The following is a 20,552-nucleotide window of genomic DNA, read 5'->3' as shown; positions in this document are numbered from 1 at the left end:
GACTAGTCCAGCGGGTCGCCGTCTTCTTATACCAGAACAGGCCGTATTGGTCGATGGCGTTGCCGTATCAGCCGATGTCGCCCGCTATCCCGAGCCAGGTCACGTTTGATTCACGTCACTTCGTGACGCGCGGATCGACTCCATATTGGGTCGGAGCGCCCAGATGTTCGCGCAGGGTTGTGCCCTCATATTCCCAATGGAAGGGCCCGCGATCCTGGAGGATTGGCACCACGCCATCTACGAATGCGTCAATCCCATCCTCGTATGTGTCGGGGGAGACCCAGAAGCCGTCCACAGCTTCTGCTTCGAACCATTCCTGCATGTGGTCAGCGGCTTCGGCGGCCGGTCCGACGACGACGGGGTGGTAGTCGATCACACCGTGCGCGAGCACATCGCGGACCGTCCAGCCTTCACTCGCGATCCTAAGTGCATTAGCCGAGCGAGGGTCGCCCGCTGATGGCCGCGCCTTGGACAGTTGCTCCTGCGATAGTGGCTCGTCGAGCTGTGCCGGATCGAGGCCCAGGCCGAGCATCTGTCCAAGATAGGACGCGCGCTGAGGAGAGATTCGCCCACTCAGCGTAATTCGGCGATCAAGACCTTCGCGCTTGTCCTTGGCGATCGTCGTCATTAGGCCGGCAAAGAATTTGAGCTCGTCCGGATCCCTGCCGGCTCGTTCGGCCGCTTCACGAAACGCGGCGCGCTGCGCACGCGCATCGTTGATAGTGAAAGCTGCCCCGATGACGCCACTGGCGTAACGACCGGCGAGTTCGAGGGCGTTCGCACTGCCTCCCGCGTGGAAGACAACAGGTTGACCCTGCTCGGATGGAGGGATATACAGCGGACCACGCGAGGCGACGAAATTGCCACCCATATTGATGGGTACGATCTGGTCGGCGTCCGCGAAGCGGCCCGTTGCCTTATCGTGCATCCACGCTGTCTTTCCCCAGCTGCCCCAAAGAGACTGTACTAGCTGGATCGTCTCATGCGCCCTCCCGTAGCGTTCCGGGCTTGATAGCACTCTTTGGCCATAATTTGCCGCGACATCTTGTCCGCTCGAGGTGACGGCATTCCAACCCGCCCTCCCATGACTCATGACATCCAGCGCCTTGAACTGTCGGGCGAGGTTGAACGGCTCGTTGAACGTCGTCGAGCCGGTGGCGACGAGGCCAATCCGGCTCGTTTCGCGCGCGACAGCTGCCAACGTCACCATGACGTCGAGATTGAAGCGGGGCGGCTCGTTCTCAATATCGCCGACGTGAGTGGGGCCATCCGGTAGGAACAGGAACTGGAGCTTCCCGCGCTCGGCCGCCTGGGCATGGCGAACCTTCGCGTCAAAACTCGTATAGCTCCTGGGGTCTACTAACGGGGCGCGCCAGGCCCCAGGCAGGTTGCCGTATCCGTTGCCCAGGTGCATGCCGACAATCATTTGTCTGGTCATGATCTCTTCTTTCCGTGCGCAGATTGGAGTTGCCGACAGTCCTGTTCCGGCCCAGTTCGCCCAGGTTCCGGCTATTGCGCGCCCGCGGTGTCGGGATGATCGCGAAAAATCCACCTCAGCGTCTCCGGGAGGACCGCGCCACCGTGCAGGAGCGAGTGTCCGCCCTCGCCATACACGAATTTGGCATCGTAGCGTCGATACTCAAGGGCTGCGAACATGTCGTGGTTGGCGATCGGAATACTGCCGAAAATGACGTCAAGATCCCGGGCTCCAGTTTGTAGCCAGACCCGGATTGGTTTTCGTGGGTTCTGCCGAATTGCCGAGGGGTGATTGTGGCCGCCCCGGATATTGATGAAGCTGCCGCAATGGGAGATGACGTTGCCGAAGACGTCAGGACGTGCCCAGGCTGCGGTGAACGCACAATTGCCGCCCGAGCTGATGCCTACAAGCACTCGATCCCGGGGAACTGTGGAGACATTGAGATGCCCTATGGCATCCGGAAGGAATTCGTCCGTGAGGAATCTGGCATAGTCGCCGTTGACGGAGTCGTACTCGATGCTGCGGTTGTCCGTTCCACCAAAGTGGGGATATCCCGGGCCTTGCTCGCCTGCTTCAATGAATATGGCGACCGTAACCGGGATCTCGCCCTTGTTGATGAGGTTGTCCAGGACGATATCCGCGCTGGCCTTCGGTGCCAGATACAGATTGGCATCCTGAAAAATGGCAAGGGCGGCGGGCTTGTCTGGCGTGTATTGAGCGGGGACATAGAGGTAATAGCTCCGTTCCACGCCAGGGTAAACGCTTCGCCCTGTGTGGCGTCCCTTTGTCAGCGTGCCTTGAGGGGTCCCTGGCTGTCGCTCGGAATCTGGACCCAGCGAATAGGTCGGCTTGGTGTCATCGGCGAGGACATAGGCAGAAGCATCCTTGCCGGAGATTGTGAGGTCATCCTGGTAGTCGTTTTCTTGCCGGTAATCAGCATCCGGGGTCTGGCCGTTGTTACCAGTCACGCGTGGTTCGGTGTCCGGGGAGTGCGTCATTGTGATCCTTTTCAGTGAGAGGTGAACCCGCCGTCGATGACGAGTTCCGTTCCGGTGATGAACTTGGCCTCATCCGACGCGAGGTAGAGCATGCCATACGCGATGTCGGAGGCTTCCCCCGCGTGGGGCGGCAAAGGAACGGTTTCAGGGTTGGCGAGCGATTCCCTTGTGAGCCCGTAGCCACGGGTCAGGCCGGTGTCGACCGGACCGGGATGCACTGAATTCACCCGGATGTTGTCCTTTGCAAACCACTGGGCAGCGTGTTTTGTCAGGGAGCGGACTGCCCCCTTCGAAGCGGAGTAGGCCGCACTGCCGCCATCCGAGGCGCCGCCGACAATGCCGGCGATCGATGACACGTTCACGATGGAACCGGCGCCCGCGGCCTGCATGGCGGGGATGACGCTCTTCATTCCGAGCCAAGGTCCGGTGACATTGATGGCCATCACCTTGTTCCAGTCGTCAAGCTCGGCTTCGAGGACACCTTTCGCCATGGCAATTCCGGCGTTGTTGATCAGGATGTCGATCGTGCCCCACTCGGCGAGGACGTCCTCGACTACACGCTTCCAGTCCTCGGCAGAGGAAACATCGTGCGTGCGTGCAATGGCCTCGCCGCCGTTTTCGGTGACTTCCCCGACGGCCTGTCGCAGTGCCTCTGCGGAGATGTCCGTGGCCGCTACCCGCGCCCCCTCGGCTACGAAGAGCTTGAGGGCGGAGAGGCCCATTCCGCTGGCTGCGCCCGTGATGACGGCGACCTTGCCGGCCAATCGTGACATGTCATCTTCCTTCCCTGATGGTTGATCTGTGAGCAGATATTGCGGACGCGGATATGAGACAGCTCAGGCTTCTCCTGACCGCTTCCGAGACCGTGTGTAGGCGTCCAGCGAGACGGCGGCGAGCACGATCACACCAAGGGCCACCTCTTGTGTTGCCTGCGGAAATGCCAGGATGTCAAAGACGTTGTTGATAGTCCCAAAGATCAGGATGCCGACGAGTGTTCGCCACATGGCGCCTTCTCCGCCGAGCAATGAAGTTCCGCCGATGATGACGATCGCGATCGAGTTAAGCGTGACTCCAACGGCCACGCCTGGCTGTCCGACGCCGATGACCGACCCCAGGACGATTCCCGCGAGGGTTGCCAGCATCGCTGTCAGCACGTAGGTACTGGCCCGGAGGGACACCACGGGCAGTCCGGCCAACCGTGCGGCTTCGTTGTTGCCGCCGATCGCGTAGATGCCCCGGCCGTACACGGTTCTGGAAAGTGCGAACCATCCTGCCGCTACGAGGACAGCAAGCAGCCAGACGGAGAGCGGCGCCCCCAGGAAGTCCTTGTCCGAGAGGAAGTCGTAGCCGCCTGCTGCCATGGGAACCGGTTTGGAGTTCGTGAACAGCAAGGTCAGCCCGCTGAACAATGAGGCTGTAGCGAGAGTAGCGATGAACGCGTTCACTTTCGCTTTTGTGATGAGGAGGGCATTGATCAGGCCAAGAAGGAATCCGATCACCAGCGTGATGAGTATCGCCAGACCCGCAGGCATCATGTGAGACAGCGTTGCGTAAGACACTCCGCCGATGGCCAGTACAGCGGCCACCGAAAGGTCGAAACCTCCGGCGATAATAATGAACGTCATCCCAACGGCGATAATGCCGACAGGTGCATTTTGGGTGAGGATGTTGACGAGGTTTCCTGGGTTGAGGAAGCGAGGATTGAGGCTGATCGCCGTCATCACGAGGATGATGAGCACCCAGACCATCCCGAGGCTCGCTGCTCTCTCCCGTAGATTGACTCTTCTCTTTCTCGTGACAGGGGGAGCAACGGTGTTATCCGGGCTGGTGCCCCTGTCGATGGTGGCGCTCATACGTTCTCCTTCAATCCGAATGCAGCTTTCAGTACGTCTTCCATGGCGATCTCTTGATCGCCGTTTCGCTCCAGCAAGCCCATGCTTTGGCCTTTGGCGACGACGAGTACACGGTCCGAAACGGCCAGCACTTCCTCGAGTTCGGATGAGACCACGATGACGCCGACGCCGTCGTCCGCCATTTTGCGCAGGCTCTCAAGCAACTCGCCCTTGGCGCCGATGTCTATACCGCGTGTGGGCTCGTCAGCGAGGAGCACTTTCGGGCGGTCGTACAACCACCGTGCCATCAAGAGCTTCTGTTGGTTGCCGCCGGAAAACCGGTCGCTCCGTTCACCCAGCCGGGCTATCGGGAAGTTCAGCTTCGAGGCAGCCTCGGCAACCATGGCACGCAGTTTCCTTCGCCCAATTACGCCGCCTGATGAGGCTGCGCCAAGATTGGACAGGGCAATGTTGTCCGCGGCATTTCGGGGCATGACCAGGCCCTGCCCCTTACGGTCTTCCGGGATCAAACCGATTCCCAGCTTGCGGGCCGCTCGAACTGTTCGCGGCCAGGGGGACTGGGCCCCCGACAGGCGGATGGTTCCCCGGGCAGTCGGTTCCGCGCCGGCAATCGCCCTCAGCAACGTCGAGCGGCCTGAGCCTACAAGACCGGCAATGCCGAGTATCTCGCCTGGCTTCACTTCCAGGTCGATGTTCTCTATGACCCCCGGCACAGTAAGACCGACCACTTCAAGGACGGGCGCGAGAGACGGGTCAATCGATTTCTGGTGGGTACCGGCCGGCTTGTCCATCAGCACCCGGCCAAGGGTTTGGTCACCTCGCTGCTCGCCAAGCATCGCCCGCACGAGTTCGGCGCGCGAACTCTCTCCCCGGCCGCTCGTGACGATGGCCCGGCCATTGCGGAATACCGTGACTCTGTCGGCCAGCCGTTCGATTTCATCGAAGTTGTGACTGACAATCACGATGGTGACGCCGCGCTTACGCAATCCTTCGATCGCTCTATACAGGGCTTCCCGCTCCTCCACGGCCAGGGACGCGCTCGGCTCATCGAAGAGGATGACGCGAGGATCCACCACCAGCGACCGCATGATCTCAAGCAACTGCTGCTCGGCCACTGACAGGGTGCCGACGGGCACGCCAGCCGGAACGAGCTGGACCTCCAGCTGGGCACACAGCTGGACGTATTTGCGTCGCATCTCAGCGGCGGAGAGAACTCCGAACCGGGACAGGACGGACCCGAGAAAAACGTTCGCTGCTGCATCCAGATGCGGGATGATCGTCAGTTCCTGGTAGATGGCCGAGACACCGCTCCGGCGTGCAGCGCGAAGGTTCCCCGGTTCAACTTGTTCACCGAAGACTTCGACGACACCCCCGTCATAGTCGACGCGACCGGCGATAGCGCCCAAGGCCGTGGACTTGCCCGCTCCGTTCTCGCCGATCAGTGCATGTACCGTTCCTTCATGGATCTCAACGTCCACATCGATTAATGCGCGTGTGGCACCGTAGGTCTTCGACACCGCTTTAAGTGCGACGGCGATAACCGGGTCCGATTTCGAAGGCTCCATTGCCAGTTCTACTTTCTATGTTGGGCTGGGCGGCGTTCGAGCGAACGACGCCCAGCCCCAGGCTGGTGAGCTGCCGCGCTAGCGTAGCTCGGCGGGCAGTTGTGAAATCGTTTCCTTTGTGACTACAAAGGGATTCTTTGCAGTGCCAATGACCGAGTCATCCACAAAGCGTGTGCCGGCGTCCCCGCGTTGCGCAGCGGCAATGGAGTTGAGGTTTGCCTTCATTTGGTTGAAAGGGAACAGCATTGTGGAGAGCTGTACCGTACCGGCCTCCAATTGTTGGATCTGGAACTTGCCGAAGCCGATGTCCACAACGTGAACCTTCTCCGACAGGCCGGCGTCCTTTTCGGCTTGGATGACGCCCTGCGTGAGGTCGGGCGAAGACGCAGACATGATGAGGGTGGTGTCAGGATGGCCCTGCAAGTAGGTCTGGGTCTTGTTGTAGGCGTCGGTCGTCGTCCAGTCCGTGTAGATCGTCTCGACCGAGTAGCCGGGGTTGTCGGCTGTGAGCTTTGCCAGTGCGGCTTCTGTGACGCGGGTCTGGGTGTTGACTGCGGGGCCAAGAACAGCAATGACCTTCTGCTTGCCGGGGTTGGCCTTTGCTGCTGCCGCCAACCAGCCGTCGACATAATCGCGGGTGGTGTTGCTGCCCACGAAGTTCAGTGTGCCTGGAGCCCAGACGTCGTCAACCGACTTGCCGGTCTGGTTTTTGCCGTCGTCGCACAGGGGTGAGCCCGAAATCGACGTAAGGATGTTGGCCTTCGCGAAGTCATGGGTGAGGAGCTTGCAGGACATCACGCCGTCGAGGGCCATTACTACTGCTGCATCGAAGTTTCCGGAGGTCATCGCAGTCTGCATTTGGTTGAGCTGCTTGTTCGGGTCATAGCCTGCGTCGAACAAGGTCATGTCCATACCAAGTTCCTTGGCGGTCGCGTTCGCTGCCCGCTCCTGCTCCAGCCCGAACTCATTGGCAACACCCGGGATAAAAACGGCGACCTTAAGGCCCTTGCCGGTCTTCAAGTTGACCGTCATGTCATTGCCGACATCGATTGCGACCGTGCCGGCCGGGCCCTGACTGCCCGGTTTACCGGCGTCGTTCCCGGCGCAACCGGCCAAGGCCAGCAGCACCGCCGTAGATCCAGCAGCCCACATGACCAGCGACTTCGTTGTACGCATAATTCTCCTGATTACCTCGTGCCCGGCGCCGAAGACGGCCCGGGTGCATGTGATGTGTCGCGAAGCTTCATTGCTTCGCGCTCTTGATAGGGGCGGCCGGCGTTATGGTGTACGCCCCGACAGCGGTCCTCCAGGCGATCTGCGCGGCTAGCGTAGTTCGGCGGGAAGCTGGGAGATCGTGCCATTCGTGATGGTGAAAGGGCTGCTTGCAGTGCCGATGACCGAGTCATCCACAAAACGAGGGCCCGCATCTCCGCGTTGAGCCGCAGCGATGCTTTCCAGGGATACCTTTATGCCGTTGTAAGGGAAGAACAGCGTTGAGAACTGGATATTTCCCGCCTCAATCTGTTCGATTGAGAAGTCGCCGAAACCCTGGTCAACAATGTGGACCTTTCCAAGAAGGCCTGCGTCTTCTACGGCCTTGACGATTCCCTGTGAAATATCCGGCGTGTACATGGACAGGATGAGGCTGGTGTCCGCGTGGCCTTGCAGGTAAGTCTGGGTCTCATTGAACGTGCCGGTAGTCGTGTAATCGGTGTAGATCTTATCCACCGTGTACTCGGGGTTCTCCTGAGCGAACTTCGCCAGGGCAACCTCAATCACGCGCGTTTGGGCAGCGACAGCAGGACCAAGTACAGCAACAACGTTCTGCTTTCCGGGGTTTGCTTTTGCTGCCGCGGAGAACCAGCCGTCGATGTAAGCGCGGGTGTTGTTGCTGCCTACAAAGTTCATCGTGCCCGGCGCCCAGACCTCCTCAACTGACTTGCCGGTCTGATTTGTGCCGTAGTCGCACAATGGGGTGACGTTGTTCACCACAAGAATGTTGGCCTTGGGGTAATCCTCGGTGAGGGTTTTGCAGACTACTGTGCCGTCGAGGGCCTGCACGACTGCAGCGTCATAGCCCCCGGATACGAGCGCGGTCTGCATTTGGTTGAGTTGTTGGCTCGGGTTATAGCCGCCGTCGAACAATGTCATGTCCATGCCGAGTTTCTTGGCCGTCTCCTTTGCGGCAAGCTCTTGTGCCTGGCCGTATGCGTTGGCGACTCCCGGGATAAAGACGGCGACCTTGAGATTGGGGCTTGTCTTCAGGTTGACCTTCATATTGTTGCCGACATCGATTGCGACAGTGTCAGCGGGGCCTTGACTGCTCGGGCCTTGAGCGCAGCCAGCCAGGGCCAGCAGCACCGCCGTCGAGCCTGCGGTCAACATCATTCGCGACTTCATTGTTCGCATTTTTCTCCTCGCGTTTCGCGGTTTCCCACTTGTAGGTCATCCAGACCTCATATCCGTCGGCTTTGCTGATCAGGCTCTTAGTGGCTAACAGCATGGACCTTCGTGGGATCGGTCTCTGTGTCGACTGCATGCAGATCGGTGATGCGCTTAGGTGCCAGCACCGCCCAGATGAGTACGAAAGCAGCAATAATCACGGCCGATGCGATGTAGATGCCAGCAAACGTTGCCTGCGGAATGAATCCGTCGGGGCCGGGAACCAGCACGTTCAAGATAACTGCGACTGCAATCATCGCTCCGACGAACTGGATGATGTTTTGCATGCCAACGGTCGTTGCCATGTTGTCCTGGCGACCGGCGGCTGCAACGAGGGTGTATCCAGTGGTCAGGCAGCTGAGGATCGTGAGTGCGTAGAGGAAGACCCACAACCACGACAACCAGACTTGGCCTTGGGCCAGGGCGAGCCCGAGGAAGACAAGGACCGCAGCCGATCCGGAAATGACCAGAACCGTCTTCGGTCCCAGGCGCCGCAGACCCCACCGGGTCCAGAGGTATCCCAGCGCAGCTCCGGGAATCATGGCCAACAATACGTACGAGGAATCCAGTGCAGAGAGGCCATGGCCGTACCCGGAGGAGACCGGCGTCTGCAGCCATGCCGGCAGCACGATAAATATGCCCTGTCCTACCAAGCTGATCAAGAGGATTCCGGAGTAACCGATGAGGGTCTGGCGGATATCCATGTTGCGGAATGACACCAGGGGCTCCTGGGTGCGTCGCTGCTGAACGATCCAAGCAGCCAATGTCACTGCGCTCAGCAGGAATGAACCCAGCACCAACGGTGATGTCCAGCCCTGGCCGGGCCCTTCAGCAATTCCGATCAGGAGTGCCGTGACCCAAACGCCCAGCCCCAGCGCGCCGAACCAGTCCAGCTGAACAACAGCGCGGGCTGCCACGGGCGTTTCAGGTGACATCAGGGCGAGGATCAGCATCACTGCATACAAAGCGAAAGTCACCCAAAAGACGGTCTCCCAGGGCAAACCCAATCCAATGATCAGGCCGCCGGCAATCAGTGCTAGCGGTACGAGGACCGCCATCACCGTCGAAAGCACCAGAGAGACCAGTCGGATTTGGCGGGCGGTAGCCCGTGGACGCAGCAAACCCCAGCTAAGCGGAATCGTGACAGCGAGGCCCATCAGGAACCGGCCGGCGACCAGAGGCAAGAAGCCATGGACGGTGGCACCCAGGGCGCATCCCAACAGTGCCAGGACTATTAGCGTGATGAGAACTTTACGATGCCCGAAAATGTCACCCATCCGGGCGGTCAGGCTAACGGAGATCACGCTCCCCATCATCAGAGCGTTAAGGACCCAGCCGATCTCCGAACCCGTTAGTCCTGACTCGGTCGCAATCACCCCAATGAGCGGAGCGAGGATTCCGTATTGGATGTCAAGTGTTATGCCGCTCAACAGGAGCAGGGCAATTATTGCTGTGCTTTGGCCAGTGCGGGACTCGACCAATGTTGTTTGTGTCATCTTTGATCACCTTGTATGTAACCAGCAGTCGCTGGAGTCGTTCCTGACCGCAGAGAACCCTGCTTCTTTGCCGGGCCTGCGTAGGCTTCAACGGTAAGGTGGGCCGGCCCCGACCCGGCACGGCAATCAACGCCGTCCACATGGGAATGTACGCCAAGGTGTGTCGCGGGTCACGTGAGGATCAGGAGCGTTCAAGAGACCGGTGGGAGCAGGCCTAGGCCCCGGAGCTGACCTTGCTCTTGTACTGGGAAGCTTCCCGGTAGGCCGTCGGTGGCATCCCCTTCCACCGCTTAAAGGCGATGGTGAAGCTGGCAGGCTCTGTATAGCCAAGCCTGCGCGATATCCGCGCTACCGAAAGATCCGTATTCGAGAGTAAATCGGCGGCGAGATCACTCAAGGTCTTGTCCCGGAGTTGGGCGAAGTCATCCCCAGTAAGTTCGAGCTTGCGTTGCAGGGTGCGGGGGGAAACCCGAAGTGTTGCGGCCACATTTGCCAGTTTGCGGTTGAGCTCGGGCGCAGTCCGTATGGTCTTGGCGACAGTGGCGGCCCAGTCTCCGGTCGCCCTTAGAGTATCGACAATCTGGGTATCCGCCTTGATCCATGCCGCGTGCTGAAAGGCGTTACCAAAGGGAAGTTCCTGTGCAGACGTTGCGGGGTCCCACCATAGCCGCAGTGTTTCGGCGCCGCATTCAATGCCGCAGGGGACGTTGCTCGAGAGCTCGGGGGAGGCTTCCGGGAGAGGGAATTCAATCCGGGTGAAGGGGAAGGGGCTGCCATAGAGCCATGTGAAGTTTCGGGCAATGAAACAGAGGTCGCGGTAAACGCTGAAGGGGATCAGCTCTTCCGGGGCATCGGGGTAGGTGAACTCCATCCCCGTTACCGCGCCATCCGCTGTCCTCAGAGACGTTAACTCGAACAGGGCAGGGCCATAGTCAGTGGTACTTGCAACATCAACCCACGCCTCGATGGTAGGTGCAGTAGCGAGGGCCAATCCTCTAACTCCGAAGGAGCCAAGTGAGTAGGCACGTGCGGCCCGCACCCAGAGATCCACACGATCTCCTGTAAGACCAACGAACTGAAGCTGGAAGGCCAGCTCCTTCCTGGCAGGAATAGTACCTCCCGGGCGGTTCACCGCGTCGGGGTCTATTTCCGCATTCGCCAGGGCAGTTTGCCAATCCAAATCCGCATCCTCAAGCAGCCCCCGCAGTATGTGCACGCTGAAGTTTGGCACGCGCAGGTTCTGATATGTTCCGCCTTTCACCGTCGCCACCCTCTGCCGCAGTCATAATCCGAGTACCAGAAGCCTCGTGAAGTCATGTCAGTAGCTTTGCACCTCCGGCGGGGCTGAAACGCACACGAGGTGACGTTTGGCGCGGTTTCCCATCTACTTGGCGTCGCCTGTCATGCCGGCCGACGCTGAAGGCTCCTAACGTTGAAGCTAACCAAGGCTCCGCAGTGGAGCCGAACAAACAACCCAACAAAGAGAGGGAACGAGATGACACGCGAAGAAGCCTTTACACTCTGCCCTTCCGACTCCTACGTGGAGCTCTACGGCAACCAGTGGCTCATCGTTCCGTTTGCACCGGTCGCCCAGCCTCAGTTCTTTATCTGCACACCAGGCCAGCGAACTCCCAAGCACGGTAATTGATCCTGCCTTCGAAGCCACAGCCGCAAAAGCCTATGGGGATCATTCATCTTGTGATTGAGTGAAGCATGGCTGCCCCGATTGAGGATTATGCGCTGCTTTCGGATCTCCACACTGGACCCCTTGTTTCCCGCCAGGGCAGTGTTGACTGGCTCTGCTTCCCGCGTTTCGACTCGCCGTCGCTCTTTGCCTCCCTGCTCGGGCATGAAGACCATGGCCGGTGGCTGCTGGCCCCGAGTCCTCCGGAGGCAGTTGTGGTGGACCGTCACTATATGGAGTCGACGTTCGTACTCCAGACAACGTGGCAGACGAATTCGGGAAAGGTCCTGGTGACGGACTTTATGCCGGTTGGTGCCGCCCATCCATCACTCGTCCGGCGGGTCACTGGACTCAGCGGGACAGTTCCCATGCACCAAGAGATAAGAATTCGGCCCCAGTATGCCACCGTCCTGCCTTGGGTAAGCAGGATCCGCGACAGCGCCGACCCCGGCGCCGAAATACTTCTCGCAATGTCCGGCCCGGATGCTCTGTCTTTGCGGGGCGACTTTCTTCCACAGGCCGAAGACCACCGGCATGCGGGGGAGTTCACGGTTGAGCAGGGACGGAATGTGGACTTTCACCTGACATGGTTCCCCTCCTACCAGGACGTGCCGCCGGCCATCAACATTGATGCAGCCCTGGACGACGCCATCCACTACTGGACGACGTGGGCGGCCAATTGCCGCTACGACGGGCCGCATCAGGATGCAGTCAAGCGATCACTTCTGGTCTTACGTGCCTTGACCCACTATGAGACGGGCGGCATTGTGGCCGCTCCCACCACTTCCCTGCCGGAAGAGTTTGGCGGACCACGCAACTGGGACTACCGCTACTGCTGGCTTCGAGATGCATCGTTGACACTTGAAGCCATGCTGACGCACGGCTATGAATCCGAAGCCCTGAAGTGGCGCAACTGGCTTCTGCGTGCGCTGGCCGGCGATCCGGAAGACCTGCAAATAATGTATGGCGTAGGGGGCGAACGGGACCTGACAGAAAAGGAACTCCCGCACCTGCCGGGCTACCAGGACGCCAGACCCGTTCGAATCGGCAATGCAGCCGTCTCCCAGCATCAGGCCGACGTCGTGGGGGAAGTGATGGTGGTACTGGAGAGGCTTCGCTTGGCCGGGGGCAAGGAAGATCATTTCTCCTGGGCCTTGCAGCGCGCCCTTCTTGGTTCCGTGGACAAACACTTCGAAGACAAAGACCTGGGATTGTGGGAAATGCGCGGCGCACCGCAGTATTTCACGCACTCCCGGGTCATGATGTGGGCGGCCTATGACAGCGGGGTACGGGCTGTCCGGGACCACGGATTGCCTGGGCCGCTGGAGGATTGGGAGCGGCATCGGGATCGGCTCGCCGTAGAAATAACGGATCTCGGATTCAACCGTGAACTTAATTCCTTCACTCAGACTTACGGTGGTGAGGCGACGGACGCGGCCCTGCTGGTTTTGCCGCAGGTAGGCTTTCTCGCCTACGACGACGAGCGGATGTTGGGAACCGTCGCCCAGCTGGAGAAGGAGCTACTCACCTCTGATGGATTCCTGATGCGCTACCGCACTGAGACGGGCGTCGACGGGTTGGCGCCCGGAGAACATCCATTCCTTGCCTGTTCCTTCTGGTTGGTGGAACAGTACGCACGCTCAGGCCGACGGGCAGACGCCAAGAACCTGATGGGCGCCCTGGTGGGACTTTGCAATGACCTCGGTCTGCTGAGCGAAGAATATTCAATGAACGAAAAACGCATGGCGGGAAACTTTCCACAAGCCTTTTCCCACCTGGCCCTCATACGCGCCGCAGACGCCATGCACAGCGAAAGCGTCTAAGCCGTGGAACCCGCGTTGTTCTTGTATCGGGATGCTTCCCTGTAGGCCGTCGGTGGCATCCCATTCCATCGTTTGAAGGCGATGGTGAAGCTCGTTGGGTCTGTGTAGCCCAGGGTACGGGATATCCGTGCCACAGAGTGGTCCGTTTTCGAGAGCAGATCGGCGGCGAGGTCACGGAGGGCCTTATCCCGGAGTTGGGCAAAGTCGTCACCGGTTAGTTCGAGCTTGCGTTGCAAGGTGCGCGGGGAGACCCGAAGGGTTGCTGCCACATTTGCCAGTTTGCGGTTGAGTTCGGGCGCGGCCCTAATAATCTTCATGACAGTTTCGGGCCAGTCGCCGGTCGCCCTGAGGTCGTCAAGAATCTGGTGATCCGCTTTAAGCCACGCTTCGTGCTGGAAGGCGTTTCCGAACGGGAGCTCCTGGACCGATGTTGCGGGATCCCACCAGATTCGCAGTGCATCGGAGCCACAGTCGATGGGGCAGGGGACGTAGGGGAGAACCTGGGGGGAGGCTTCTGCGAGAGGGAATTCGACCTGGGTAAAAGGGAAAGGGCCGCCGTACATCCACGTGAAAGTTCGGGCAACGACGCAGAAATCGCGGTAGACGCTGAACGGGATGAGCTCCTCAGGGGTATCGGGGTAAGTGAACTCCATGCCAGTCACTGTGCCATCCAATGTCCGGAGGGGCCTGATTTCCATCAGGCCGGGGGCGTAGTCTGTCGAACTGCCAGCTTCTACCCAGGCCCCGATAGTCGGTGCGGTAGCGAGGGCCAATCCGCGAATTCCGAAGGATCCCAGTGTGTAGGCTTGTGCAGCCTTAATCCAAAGGTCGACGCGATCCTTTGTGAGTGCCACGAATTGTAGTTGGAAGGCCAACTCCTTCTTGGCGGGAATAGTGCCTCCCGGGCGGTCTATGGCATCGGGGTCGATTTCTGCGTTTCTGAGCGCAGTTTGCCAATCAAGATCCGCGTCCTTCAACACTGCGCAGAGTCCGTGAACGCTGAAGTTCGGTAGCCGCAGATTCTGGTAGGAGCTTAGTTTCACTGCCGCCCCCTTTCACCGTTGACGAAGAGGCGCTCCAGCATTTCAGGTTCGCGAGGCGAGGGGCCGCAGCGGCGCAGCATGTGAAGCACGTCACCAGCTTTGCATCCCATGCCATGTATTCACAAGAGGCCCCAGCCTGACGCAGTTTCCCATCTGTTTGGCATGTCTTGCCATGCCGCCTACCTCACCTGCGCACCTAACGTTGAAGCCCTAAGCAAGGGCCGGCAGTGAAGCCGGCGAACTGATATCAAAGGAGATCCGGTGAGCTTATCCATCACCCAAAGCCTTGAACCTGCAGTCACTGCCGACGAATTCAAGGCGGCGTTTCGCAACCATCCCGGTGGTGTTGCTGTCATCACCGCTGATGCGGGCAACGGGCCTGTCGGCCTGACGGCAACGTCTGTCATTTCCGCCAGTGCCGAACCCCCCATTCTGGCCTTCTCAGTATCGGAATTTTCCTCCAGTACCCCGACCATTCTGGCTGCAGACACCGTCGTCGTGCATCTATTGGGCGCTGATCAGGTGGACATTGCCAAACTCTGCGCCACCAGCGGGATCGATCGCTTTGCTGACACCTCTCTCTGGTCCCGTCTCGAGTCGGGGGAGCCCTACTTTGTGCAGGCCCAGACTTGGATCCGGGGAAGGATCATCAACTCGATGGCCGCCGGAGGGTCCACCATCGTGGCGGTCGAGGCGCTTCAGGCTTCTCCGGCGCTCTCAAGTGAGGCAGCGCCCGCGGACCCGCTGGTCTATCACAACCGGACCTGGCACGTCCTTGGGGATGCATCCCAAATCTGAAACGTGACCCTGCCGGTCATAGCGATTCCAACCCCTTCTGCACCCAATTTCAATCTTCCCGAAAGGACGGCGATTATGAGCATCGCATCCAACGAAACTTCCACCGACCAAGCCGTTGATCGCGACTTCGTCGCGGATTACACAGTCGAGCGTGACAAGGGCCCGATGGTCGGAAGCGACAACGCTTTCAAGGTCGCGATCTTCGGGGCGAACGTGTCCACTGGCCAAGGCGGCCTGAACTTCGCCGAGAACTCCATCAAGCTTGGCAACTGGGGCGAGGTGCAGCATCTCGCGCAAAAGGCGGACCGGTACGGCTTGGACGGATTCATCCCCATCGCTCGCTGGCAGGGGCTCGCTGGTCCCGACCGGCCCTGGGGTCGTCAGTTCGAGACGTTCACCTGGGCGGCAGGTATCGCCGCGGTGACGCAGAACATTCAGATCATCGCCACCTGCAACGTGCAGTTCATCAACCCCGTGATGGGCGCGAAAATGGTGACAACCATTGACCACATCAGTGGTGGTCGCATGGGGCTGAACGTGACAGCGGGCTACTTCAAGCCCGAGTACGACATCTTCGGCGTCGAACTCCCAGAGCACGATGTGCGATACGAGCTCGCCGACGAGTGGATTGAGATCGCCGAGCGGCTGTGGGCGAACGAGGAGCAGGAGTTCGACTTCGACGGCAAGTTCTTCAATCTGAAGGGCGCGCAGGCGCACCCGAAGCCCGTGCAGTCCCCGCGCCCGATGGTGATGAGCGCCGGTTCGAGCCCAGCAGGGCAGGAGTTCGCCTTCAAGCACGCAAACGTCCTGTTCGCGTCGGTTGCCAGCGTCGAACACAGTGGCGAGCTGACACCGAAACTGCGGCAGAAAGCCGACGCCGCTGGACGCGAGGATCTCGGCCTGTGGGCTGGCGCGCACATCATCGTCAAGGACACCGAGAAGGAAGCACGCGCCTACGCGGACTACGTCACGGAAAACACTGACTGGGAGAGCGCGCTTCGCTATCGCGAGATCATTCGCAGCGGCACGCAGAGCTTCAACTGGGATGAGTACAAGCAGTCCGAGGACTACAAGCGTGACGAGTCCGTGAGGGCCTTTGGCCGCGCGGCGCTTATGCCCATCACTGGTACTCCCGAGATGGTCGTCGAGGAGCTGCAGAAGTTGCAGGCCTCGGGCATCACGGGCATCTGCACCGGCCTCGTCGACTATGACGAGGGCCTTGACCGGCTGAACGAGCAAGTCTTCCCGCTGATGCGCGAGGCGGGCCTGCGCGCCTGACCACTAAGCGCCCAACCGCGAAGCGTCCATCCACGAAGGAGTGAACACAGATGACTTTTCCTGATCCCAAAAAATTCCAACTCGTCGTCGCGGGACCGAACGAAGCTGGCGAGGCCGACTTTCTCGAAGTCGGCCCGGCCGCCGAGTTCGACTTCCCCGGCGTGGCAGCGGGTGCCTTTTACTGGGCTGTTGACGGGGGCCACAGCAAAACGAACATCGGCGCCCCACCAAGCAAGGTGGCCTTGGCTGGACCCAACGGATCCACCTTCGGTATCAGCAGCTTCCCTGCACACTCTTCCGGGGAGGTGGACGCAGAGACGCTGGACGAAAGCATGAACGCCACCGACGACGACGGCGACGCCGGGATGCACGCGAGCGACACCATCGACTACGAGGTGGTTATCTCGGGCAAAGTTGACCTCGTTCTCCCGGGTGGGAAGAAGCGGACGCTCGTGCCGGGAGACCTGCTAGTCATGGCCGGGGTGCCCCATGCCTGGAAGAACCCGTACGACGAAGACTGCGTCTACGTCGTGGTAACTGTGGGTTTCAACACCCCTGAGGTGGCATCATGAGTCTGACCTCACCGGGCAAGGCGCTGCGTGCCGTCTTCGACAGTCCCCAGACGGCCCTGGTGCCGTTCGGTGCCTTGCCACTCCACGCACAGATGGCGCAGCATGCAGGTTTCGACGCGTTCCAGCTCTCCGGCGGCATGTCGGCCTGGTGGCAGGGCGTCTCCGACACTGGATGGCTCACCCTGACCGAAGTGGTTGAGCATGCAAAACGTACCGCCCGCGCCGCTGACATTCCGATCTATTGCGACGCCGATACTGGCTTCGGTGCACCGATCAACGTGCAACGCACAGTGTCAGAGTTCATTGATGCCGGCGTCGCCGGAATCCACATTGAGGATCAGCGGGAGCCCAAGAAATCAGGCGGCGTAGCCGGGATCGAATTGGTTTCGGATGCCGAGGCTATTGGAAGACTGAATGCCGCCGTCGATGCCCGCGACAAATTGGACAGCGATTTCGTTATCGTTGCCCGCACCGACGGCTATGGTGCCGCCGGCGGTGGCGTGGACGAGGCGATCCGCCGCGCGCAACTCTACAAGGCCGAGACCGGTGCGGACGTCATCTTCTACGAGGGATTCCATACCTGGGAGCAGGCCGAACTCGCGCTGAAGGAGACACCCGGGCCCGCCTACGCCGTCGGAGTTCCGTTGATCGGCCGTAAGACCGTCGCCGAGATGACAGCGCTCGGCCAGGCGATCCAGCCTGTGGCCTTCGTGCTTCCGGGGGTTAAAGAGGTATGGCGCTTGCTCATGGAGGTCAAGGAATCAGGCGAGGCCACACCCATCGGGGAGTACATCGACCACCTGAATGAGGGCCCGGACAGCATCGGCTGGGGCGCAATGTTGGGCCGTCCCCTCACCGACTACGTGCGTGAAACCGAGGACAGGTTCCTCCCGCAGGAGGCGCGCCGTGATTATGACAACAACGTCCATGTTGGAGAGAACTACTAATGAATGAGGAGAAAGAGATGATGAAGGACAAAGCCGGTCTCGTCACCGGTGCGGGCTCGGGCATTGGCCGGGCAGGTGCCCTGGCGTTCGCGAAGAATGGCGCGCGCGTAGTGGTGTCCGATATTGATGAGGCCTCCGGGCGCGAAACGGTGGATCTCATCACGGAATCCGGTGGAAAGGCTGTCTTCTTCCAGTGCGATGTCAGCGATGAGGAGCAGGTCAAAGGCCTCGTCGACGCGACCGTGTCGAACTTCGGGCAGCTGGATTTCGCTTTCAACAATGCAGGGATGAACGGTGTCTTCGCACCTATTGGGGAGACTGACAGCGAGACCTGGGATCGAGTCATGAAGGTGAACCTCTACAGCACCTTCTACTGCCTCAAGCACGAAGTCAACGCGATGCTGAAGACCGGAGGTGGCGCGATCGTGAACACAGCTTCTGCTGCGGGCTTGATCGGCATCGCCAACAACGCGCCGTACACGGCCTCGAAGTTCGGCGTCGTCGGGATGACGAGGAACGCGGCCATTGATTATGGGCCCTTGGGCATCCGTATTAACGCTCTCACGCCGGGGTCGACGACGAGTCCCATGATGAAGAACGCCTTCGAGCAGAACCCGCCCGAATTCCGGGAAAGGATCCTGTCGGCGATTCCGATGCGCGGGCTGGCTGAACCCGAGGACCAGGCAGATGCGGTTGTGTGGCTCTGCTCGGAACAAGCCCGCATGGTTACCGGAATTTCCCTGGCGGTCGACGGCGGCTGGCTGGCTGGAAAGTAATGGCAACGCCTGCCGGCTTCCACAAGAAATGGAGTAACTGAAAAATGAACAATCTTGATTTCAAGGGCCGGGTGGCAATTGTCACGGGTGCCGGACAGGGAATGGGCCGCGAGCACGCAAAGATGCTCGCCTCCCGCGGGGCCCGCGTCGTTGTCAACGATGTCAACGTGGCGAACGCCTCCGCGGCCGTGGCCGAAATTACTGACGCCGGCGGTATGGCAGTGGTTGACAGCAATAACGTTGTCACGAACGCGGCTGACATAGTCCAGACCGCACTGGACTCCTTTGGGCAGCTCGACATCGTCGTGAACAACGCCGGGATCAACGCTTTCGGCCGTTTCTGGGAGATGGAGCCCGAGACGTGGTGGCGCATCTTCGATGTGGCCGTCAAGGGCGTGGTCGGAGTCTCACGTGCCGCCATGCCGCACCTCATTGCCTCCGGCAGTGGCCGGCTTATCAATATTTCGTCGAACGGGGTCATGGGCGTGCCGACGGACTCGGCCTACAACGCTGCCAAGGCCGCGATCTGGGGTCTGGGTATTACCCTCGCGGCCGAGGCCCGTGAGGTGGGAGTTCAAGTCACCACCCTGATGCCGGTTGCCTTGACACCAATGACGGAGGACGCCTTCCCAAATCCCGTCGTCAAGGACGCCATGCGCACCAATGTTCCGGCGAGCTCTGTGTCTGCGTTCGTGACGTGGTTGGCGCACCAGGACACTACAGTCTTCGGCGAAACGTTCGAGATTGCCGGAGTCGCTGCCGGTCGCGTGGCCATTGCCGGCATGCCGCGAATGAAGGTCGAATCACCTACGCCCGAGAGTTGGGCCGACAGCGGGGAGGCGCTCATGAAGGGCGGCGAGCTGCGGGAATTCCGCAATGCGAGCGAGTCGTTCCGCGACCAGATGGTGTACTTGGCGCCCGAATTGGACACGGTGCTCCCAGTCGACGCAGCGGACGTTTCGCGGTGACGGTCGCGGCATCAATTACCACGTAGGGGCAAGTTCAAGGCCGGAACCGGCTCACAAACAAGACAAGGATTCTCATGAAGATCGGCATTGTAGGAGCAGGATCAATCGGAGCGACACTCGCCCGCAAACTCAGTGGAGCTGGCCATGATGTGAAGGTTGCTAATTCCCGCGGCCCTGAAACCATCAGTTCGGACATTGTGGCGGCGGGAGCCAAGCCAGTAGAGGCAAGCAGCGTCGCCACCGACGTCGATGTCCTCATCACGTCCATACCGCTCAGCCGGATGCCGGAGGTCAAAACCCTTATCGAGGACCTCCCGGCCCACGCGGTCATCGTCGATACGTCCAACTACTACCCAGTACGTGATGGACGGGTGGATGCCCTGGAAAACGGGATGGTCGAAAGCGTCTGGATCACCCAGCAGCTCGGGCGTCCCGTGGCCAAGGCCTGGAACGCCATTACGGCTGGGTCTTTCGAGGCCTATGGACGTGACGACGGCGATCCCGATCGGATCGCGATCCCCGTGGCCGCGGACCGCGACCACGACAAAACGGTGGCAATGGCCCTCGTCGAGGAAACCGGCTTTGACGCGGTCGACGCCGGATCCCTGGCCGAGTCTTGGCGCCAGCAGCCCGGATCCCCCAGCTACTGCACCGATCTCACCCGCCAGAAGATACCCCACGCCCTTGCTTCAGCCGATAAGGCGCGGAGCCCACACCGACGCGACATCGCTCTTGCTGCCATTACAGAACGCTTCCCGAACTATTCGGATGTCACCACCGATTACCTTGTTCGACTTCACCGGGCCCTCTACAGCTAAACCCGTGACTATTC

At 60.3% G+C, this 20,552-nt stretch carries 19 protein-coding genes; 9 read left to right on the top strand and 10 right to left on the bottom strand.

Annotation, left to right across the window (positions count from 1 at the left end; translation table 11 throughout):
• Nucleotides 1-115: 115 nt before the first annotated feature.
• From AB4Z15_RS01055 to AB4Z15_RS01015, 9 genes are all read right to left on the bottom strand, one after another.
• The gene (locus tag AB4Z15_RS01055; protein WP_442015643.1) at nt 116-1,438 is read right to left on the bottom strand and encodes an NtaA/DmoA family FMN-dependent monooxygenase; all 1,323 of its coding nucleotides are present in this window, start codon (nt 1,436-1,438) and stop codon (nt 116-118) included.
• Between the two features lie 71 nt (nt 1,439-1,509).
• A complete protein-coding gene (locus AB4Z15_RS01050) occupies nt 1,510-2,475 on the bottom strand; it encodes an alpha/beta hydrolase (protein ID WP_442015642.1) in 966 nt (321 codons plus the stop codon).
• Nucleotides 2,476-2,486: 11 nt separating this feature from the next.
• Complete coding sequence (locus AB4Z15_RS01045; RefSeq protein WP_442015641.1) at nt 2,487-3,248, bottom strand: SDR family NAD(P)-dependent oxidoreductase; 762 nt, start codon at nt 3,246-3,248, stop codon at nt 2,487-2,489.
• A gap of 63 nt (nt 3,249-3,311) precedes the next feature.
• Entirely contained in the window at nt 3,312-4,328 is a 1,017-nt protein-coding gene (locus AB4Z15_RS01040) for an ABC transporter permease (RefSeq protein ID WP_442015640.1), read from the bottom strand.
• Nucleotides 4,325-5,893 (bottom strand): sugar ABC transporter ATP-binding protein, encoded by a 1,569-nt coding sequence (locus tag AB4Z15_RS01035; RefSeq protein ID WP_442015639.1) that lies wholly within the window; start codon nt 5,891-5,893, stop codon nt 4,325-4,327. The genes AB4Z15_RS01040 and AB4Z15_RS01035 overlap by 4 nt, the downstream gene beginning before the upstream one ends.
• A gap of 78 nt (nt 5,894-5,971) precedes the next feature.
• Nucleotides 5,972-7,069, bottom strand: a complete 1,098-nt coding sequence (locus tag AB4Z15_RS01030) for a sugar ABC transporter substrate-binding protein (protein WP_442015638.1) — start codon at nt 7,067-7,069, stop codon at nt 5,972-5,974.
• Between the two features lie 147 nt (nt 7,070-7,216).
• Entirely contained in the window at nt 7,217-8,293 is a 1,077-nt protein-coding gene (locus AB4Z15_RS01025) for a sugar ABC transporter substrate-binding protein (protein WP_442015637.1), read from the bottom strand.
• Nucleotides 8,294-8,379: 86 nt separating this feature from the next.
• A complete protein-coding gene (locus AB4Z15_RS01020; RefSeq protein ID WP_442015636.1) occupies nt 8,380-9,831 on the bottom strand; it encodes an MFS transporter in 1,452 nt (483 codons plus the stop codon).
• Nucleotides 9,832-10,045: 214 nt separating this feature from the next.
• The gene (locus tag AB4Z15_RS01015; protein ID WP_442015635.1) at nt 10,046-11,062 is read right to left on the bottom strand and encodes a helix-turn-helix domain-containing protein; all 1,017 of its coding nucleotides are present in this window, start codon (nt 11,060-11,062) and stop codon (nt 10,046-10,048) included.
• A gap of 264 nt (nt 11,063-11,326) precedes the next feature.
• On the opposite strand from AB4Z15_RS01015, the gene AB4Z15_RS01010 reads away from it, so the two are divergent.
• Entirely contained in the window at nt 11,327-11,479 is a 153-nt protein-coding gene (locus AB4Z15_RS01010) for a hypothetical protein (protein ID WP_431115036.1), read from the top strand.
• Nucleotides 11,480-11,544: 65 nt separating this feature from the next.
• Nucleotides 11,545-13,338 (top strand): glycoside hydrolase family 15 protein, encoded by a 1,794-nt coding sequence (locus tag AB4Z15_RS01005; RefSeq protein ID WP_442015634.1) that lies wholly within the window; start codon nt 11,545-11,547, stop codon nt 13,336-13,338.
• Here the strand turns inward: AB4Z15_RS01005 and AB4Z15_RS01000 are convergent.
• Complete coding sequence (locus AB4Z15_RS01000; RefSeq protein ID WP_431115038.1) at nt 13,335-14,381, bottom strand: helix-turn-helix domain-containing protein; 1,047 nt, start codon at nt 14,379-14,381, stop codon at nt 13,335-13,337. The two genes, AB4Z15_RS01005 and AB4Z15_RS01000, sit on opposite strands and share 4 nt — an antisense overlap.
• Before the next feature lie 261 nt (nt 14,382-14,642).
• Between AB4Z15_RS01000 and AB4Z15_RS00995 the strand changes: the two genes are divergently transcribed.
• The 7 genes from AB4Z15_RS00995 to AB4Z15_RS00965 all read left to right on the top strand — a co-directional run bounded on the left by AB4Z15_RS00995 (nt 14,643) and on the right by AB4Z15_RS00965 (nt 20,538).
• A complete protein-coding gene (locus AB4Z15_RS00995; RefSeq protein WP_431115039.1) occupies nt 14,643-15,179 on the top strand; it encodes a flavin reductase family protein in 537 nt (178 codons plus the stop codon).
• Nucleotides 15,180-15,254: 75 nt separating this feature from the next.
• Nucleotides 15,255-16,457, top strand: a complete 1,203-nt coding sequence (locus AB4Z15_RS00990; protein WP_431115040.1) for an LLM class flavin-dependent oxidoreductase — start codon at nt 15,255-15,257, stop codon at nt 16,455-16,457.
• A gap of 50 nt (nt 16,458-16,507) precedes the next feature.
• Nucleotides 16,508-17,029, top strand: a complete 522-nt coding sequence (locus tag AB4Z15_RS00985) for a cupin domain-containing protein (protein WP_431115041.1) — start codon at nt 16,508-16,510, stop codon at nt 17,027-17,029.
• The gene (locus tag AB4Z15_RS00980) at nt 17,026-17,976 is read left to right on the top strand and encodes an isocitrate lyase/PEP mutase family protein (protein WP_431115042.1); all 951 of its coding nucleotides are present in this window, start codon (nt 17,026-17,028) and stop codon (nt 17,974-17,976) included. The genes AB4Z15_RS00985 and AB4Z15_RS00980 overlap by 4 nt, the downstream gene beginning before the upstream one ends.
• Nucleotides 17,976-18,752, top strand: coding sequence for an SDR family NAD(P)-dependent oxidoreductase (locus AB4Z15_RS00975; RefSeq protein ID WP_442015633.1), 777 nt, complete (start codon nt 17,976-17,978; stop codon nt 18,750-18,752). Before AB4Z15_RS00980 ends, AB4Z15_RS00975 begins: the two co-directional genes overlap by 1 nt.
• A gap of 44 nt (nt 18,753-18,796) precedes the next feature.
• Nucleotides 18,797-19,720, top strand: a complete 924-nt coding sequence (locus tag AB4Z15_RS00970; protein WP_442015632.1) for an SDR family NAD(P)-dependent oxidoreductase — start codon at nt 18,797-18,799, stop codon at nt 19,718-19,720.
• 74 nt (nt 19,721-19,794) lie between these two features.
• Nucleotides 19,795-20,538, top strand: coding sequence for an NADPH-dependent F420 reductase (locus tag AB4Z15_RS00965; RefSeq protein ID WP_442015631.1), 744 nt, complete (start codon nt 19,795-19,797; stop codon nt 20,536-20,538).
• Nucleotides 20,539-20,552 lie beyond the last annotated feature (14 nt).

This window comes from Paenarthrobacter sp. 2TAF44 (assembly GCF_052114885.1).
GTDB lineage: Bacteria > Actinomycetota > Actinomycetes > Actinomycetales > Micrococcaceae > Arthrobacter.
This window is presented reverse-complemented; position numbering and strand designations above follow the sequence as displayed.

Coding starts and splice junctions, on each gene's coding strand:
- AB4Z15_RS01055 (WP_442015643.1), bottom strand. CDS start 1,438: ATGACCAGACAAATGATTGTCGGCATGCACCTGGGCAACGGATACGGC.
- AB4Z15_RS01050 (WP_442015642.1), bottom strand. CDS start 2,475: ATGACGCACTCCCCGGACACCGAACCACGCGTGACTGGTAACAACGGC.
- AB4Z15_RS01045 (WP_442015641.1), bottom strand. CDS start 3,248: ATGTCACGATTGGCCGGCAAGGTCGCCGTCATCACGGGCGCAGCCAGC.
- AB4Z15_RS01040 (WP_442015640.1), bottom strand. CDS start 4,328: ATGAGCGCCACCATCGACAGGGGCACCAGCCCGGATAACACCGTTGCT.
- AB4Z15_RS01035 (WP_442015639.1), bottom strand. CDS start 5,893: ATGGAGCCTTCGAAATCGGACCCGGTTATCGCCGTCGCACTTAAAGCG.
- AB4Z15_RS01030 (WP_442015638.1), bottom strand. CDS start 7,069: ATGCGTACAACGAAGTCGCTGGTCATGTGGGCTGCTGGATCTACGGCG.
- AB4Z15_RS01025 (WP_442015637.1), bottom strand. CDS start 8,293: ATGAAGTCGCGAATGATGTTGACCGCAGGCTCGACGGCGGTGCTGCTG.
- AB4Z15_RS01020 (WP_442015636.1), bottom strand. CDS start 9,831: ATGACACAAACAACATTGGTCGAGTCCCGCACTGGCCAAAGCACAGCA.
- AB4Z15_RS01010 (WP_431115036.1), top strand. CDS start 11,327: ATGACACGCGAAGAAGCCTTTACACTCTGCCCTTCCGACTCCTACGTG.
- AB4Z15_RS01005 (WP_442015634.1), top strand. CDS start 11,545: ATGGCTGCCCCGATTGAGGATTATGCGCTGCTTTCGGATCTCCACACT.
- AB4Z15_RS00990 (WP_431115040.1), top strand. CDS start 15,255: ATGAGCATCGCATCCAACGAAACTTCCACCGACCAAGCCGTTGATCGC.
- AB4Z15_RS00985 (WP_431115041.1), top strand. CDS start 16,508: ATGACTTTTCCTGATCCCAAAAAATTCCAACTCGTCGTCGCGGGACCG.
- AB4Z15_RS00980 (WP_431115042.1), top strand. CDS start 17,026: ATGAGTCTGACCTCACCGGGCAAGGCGCTGCGTGCCGTCTTCGACAGT.
- AB4Z15_RS00975 (WP_442015633.1), top strand. CDS start 17,976: ATGAATGAGGAGAAAGAGATGATGAAGGACAAAGCCGGTCTCGTCACC.
- AB4Z15_RS00970 (WP_442015632.1), top strand. CDS start 18,797: ATGAACAATCTTGATTTCAAGGGCCGGGTGGCAATTGTCACGGGTGCC.
- AB4Z15_RS00965 (WP_442015631.1), top strand. CDS start 19,795: ATGAAGATCGGCATTGTAGGAGCAGGATCAATCGGAGCGACACTCGCC.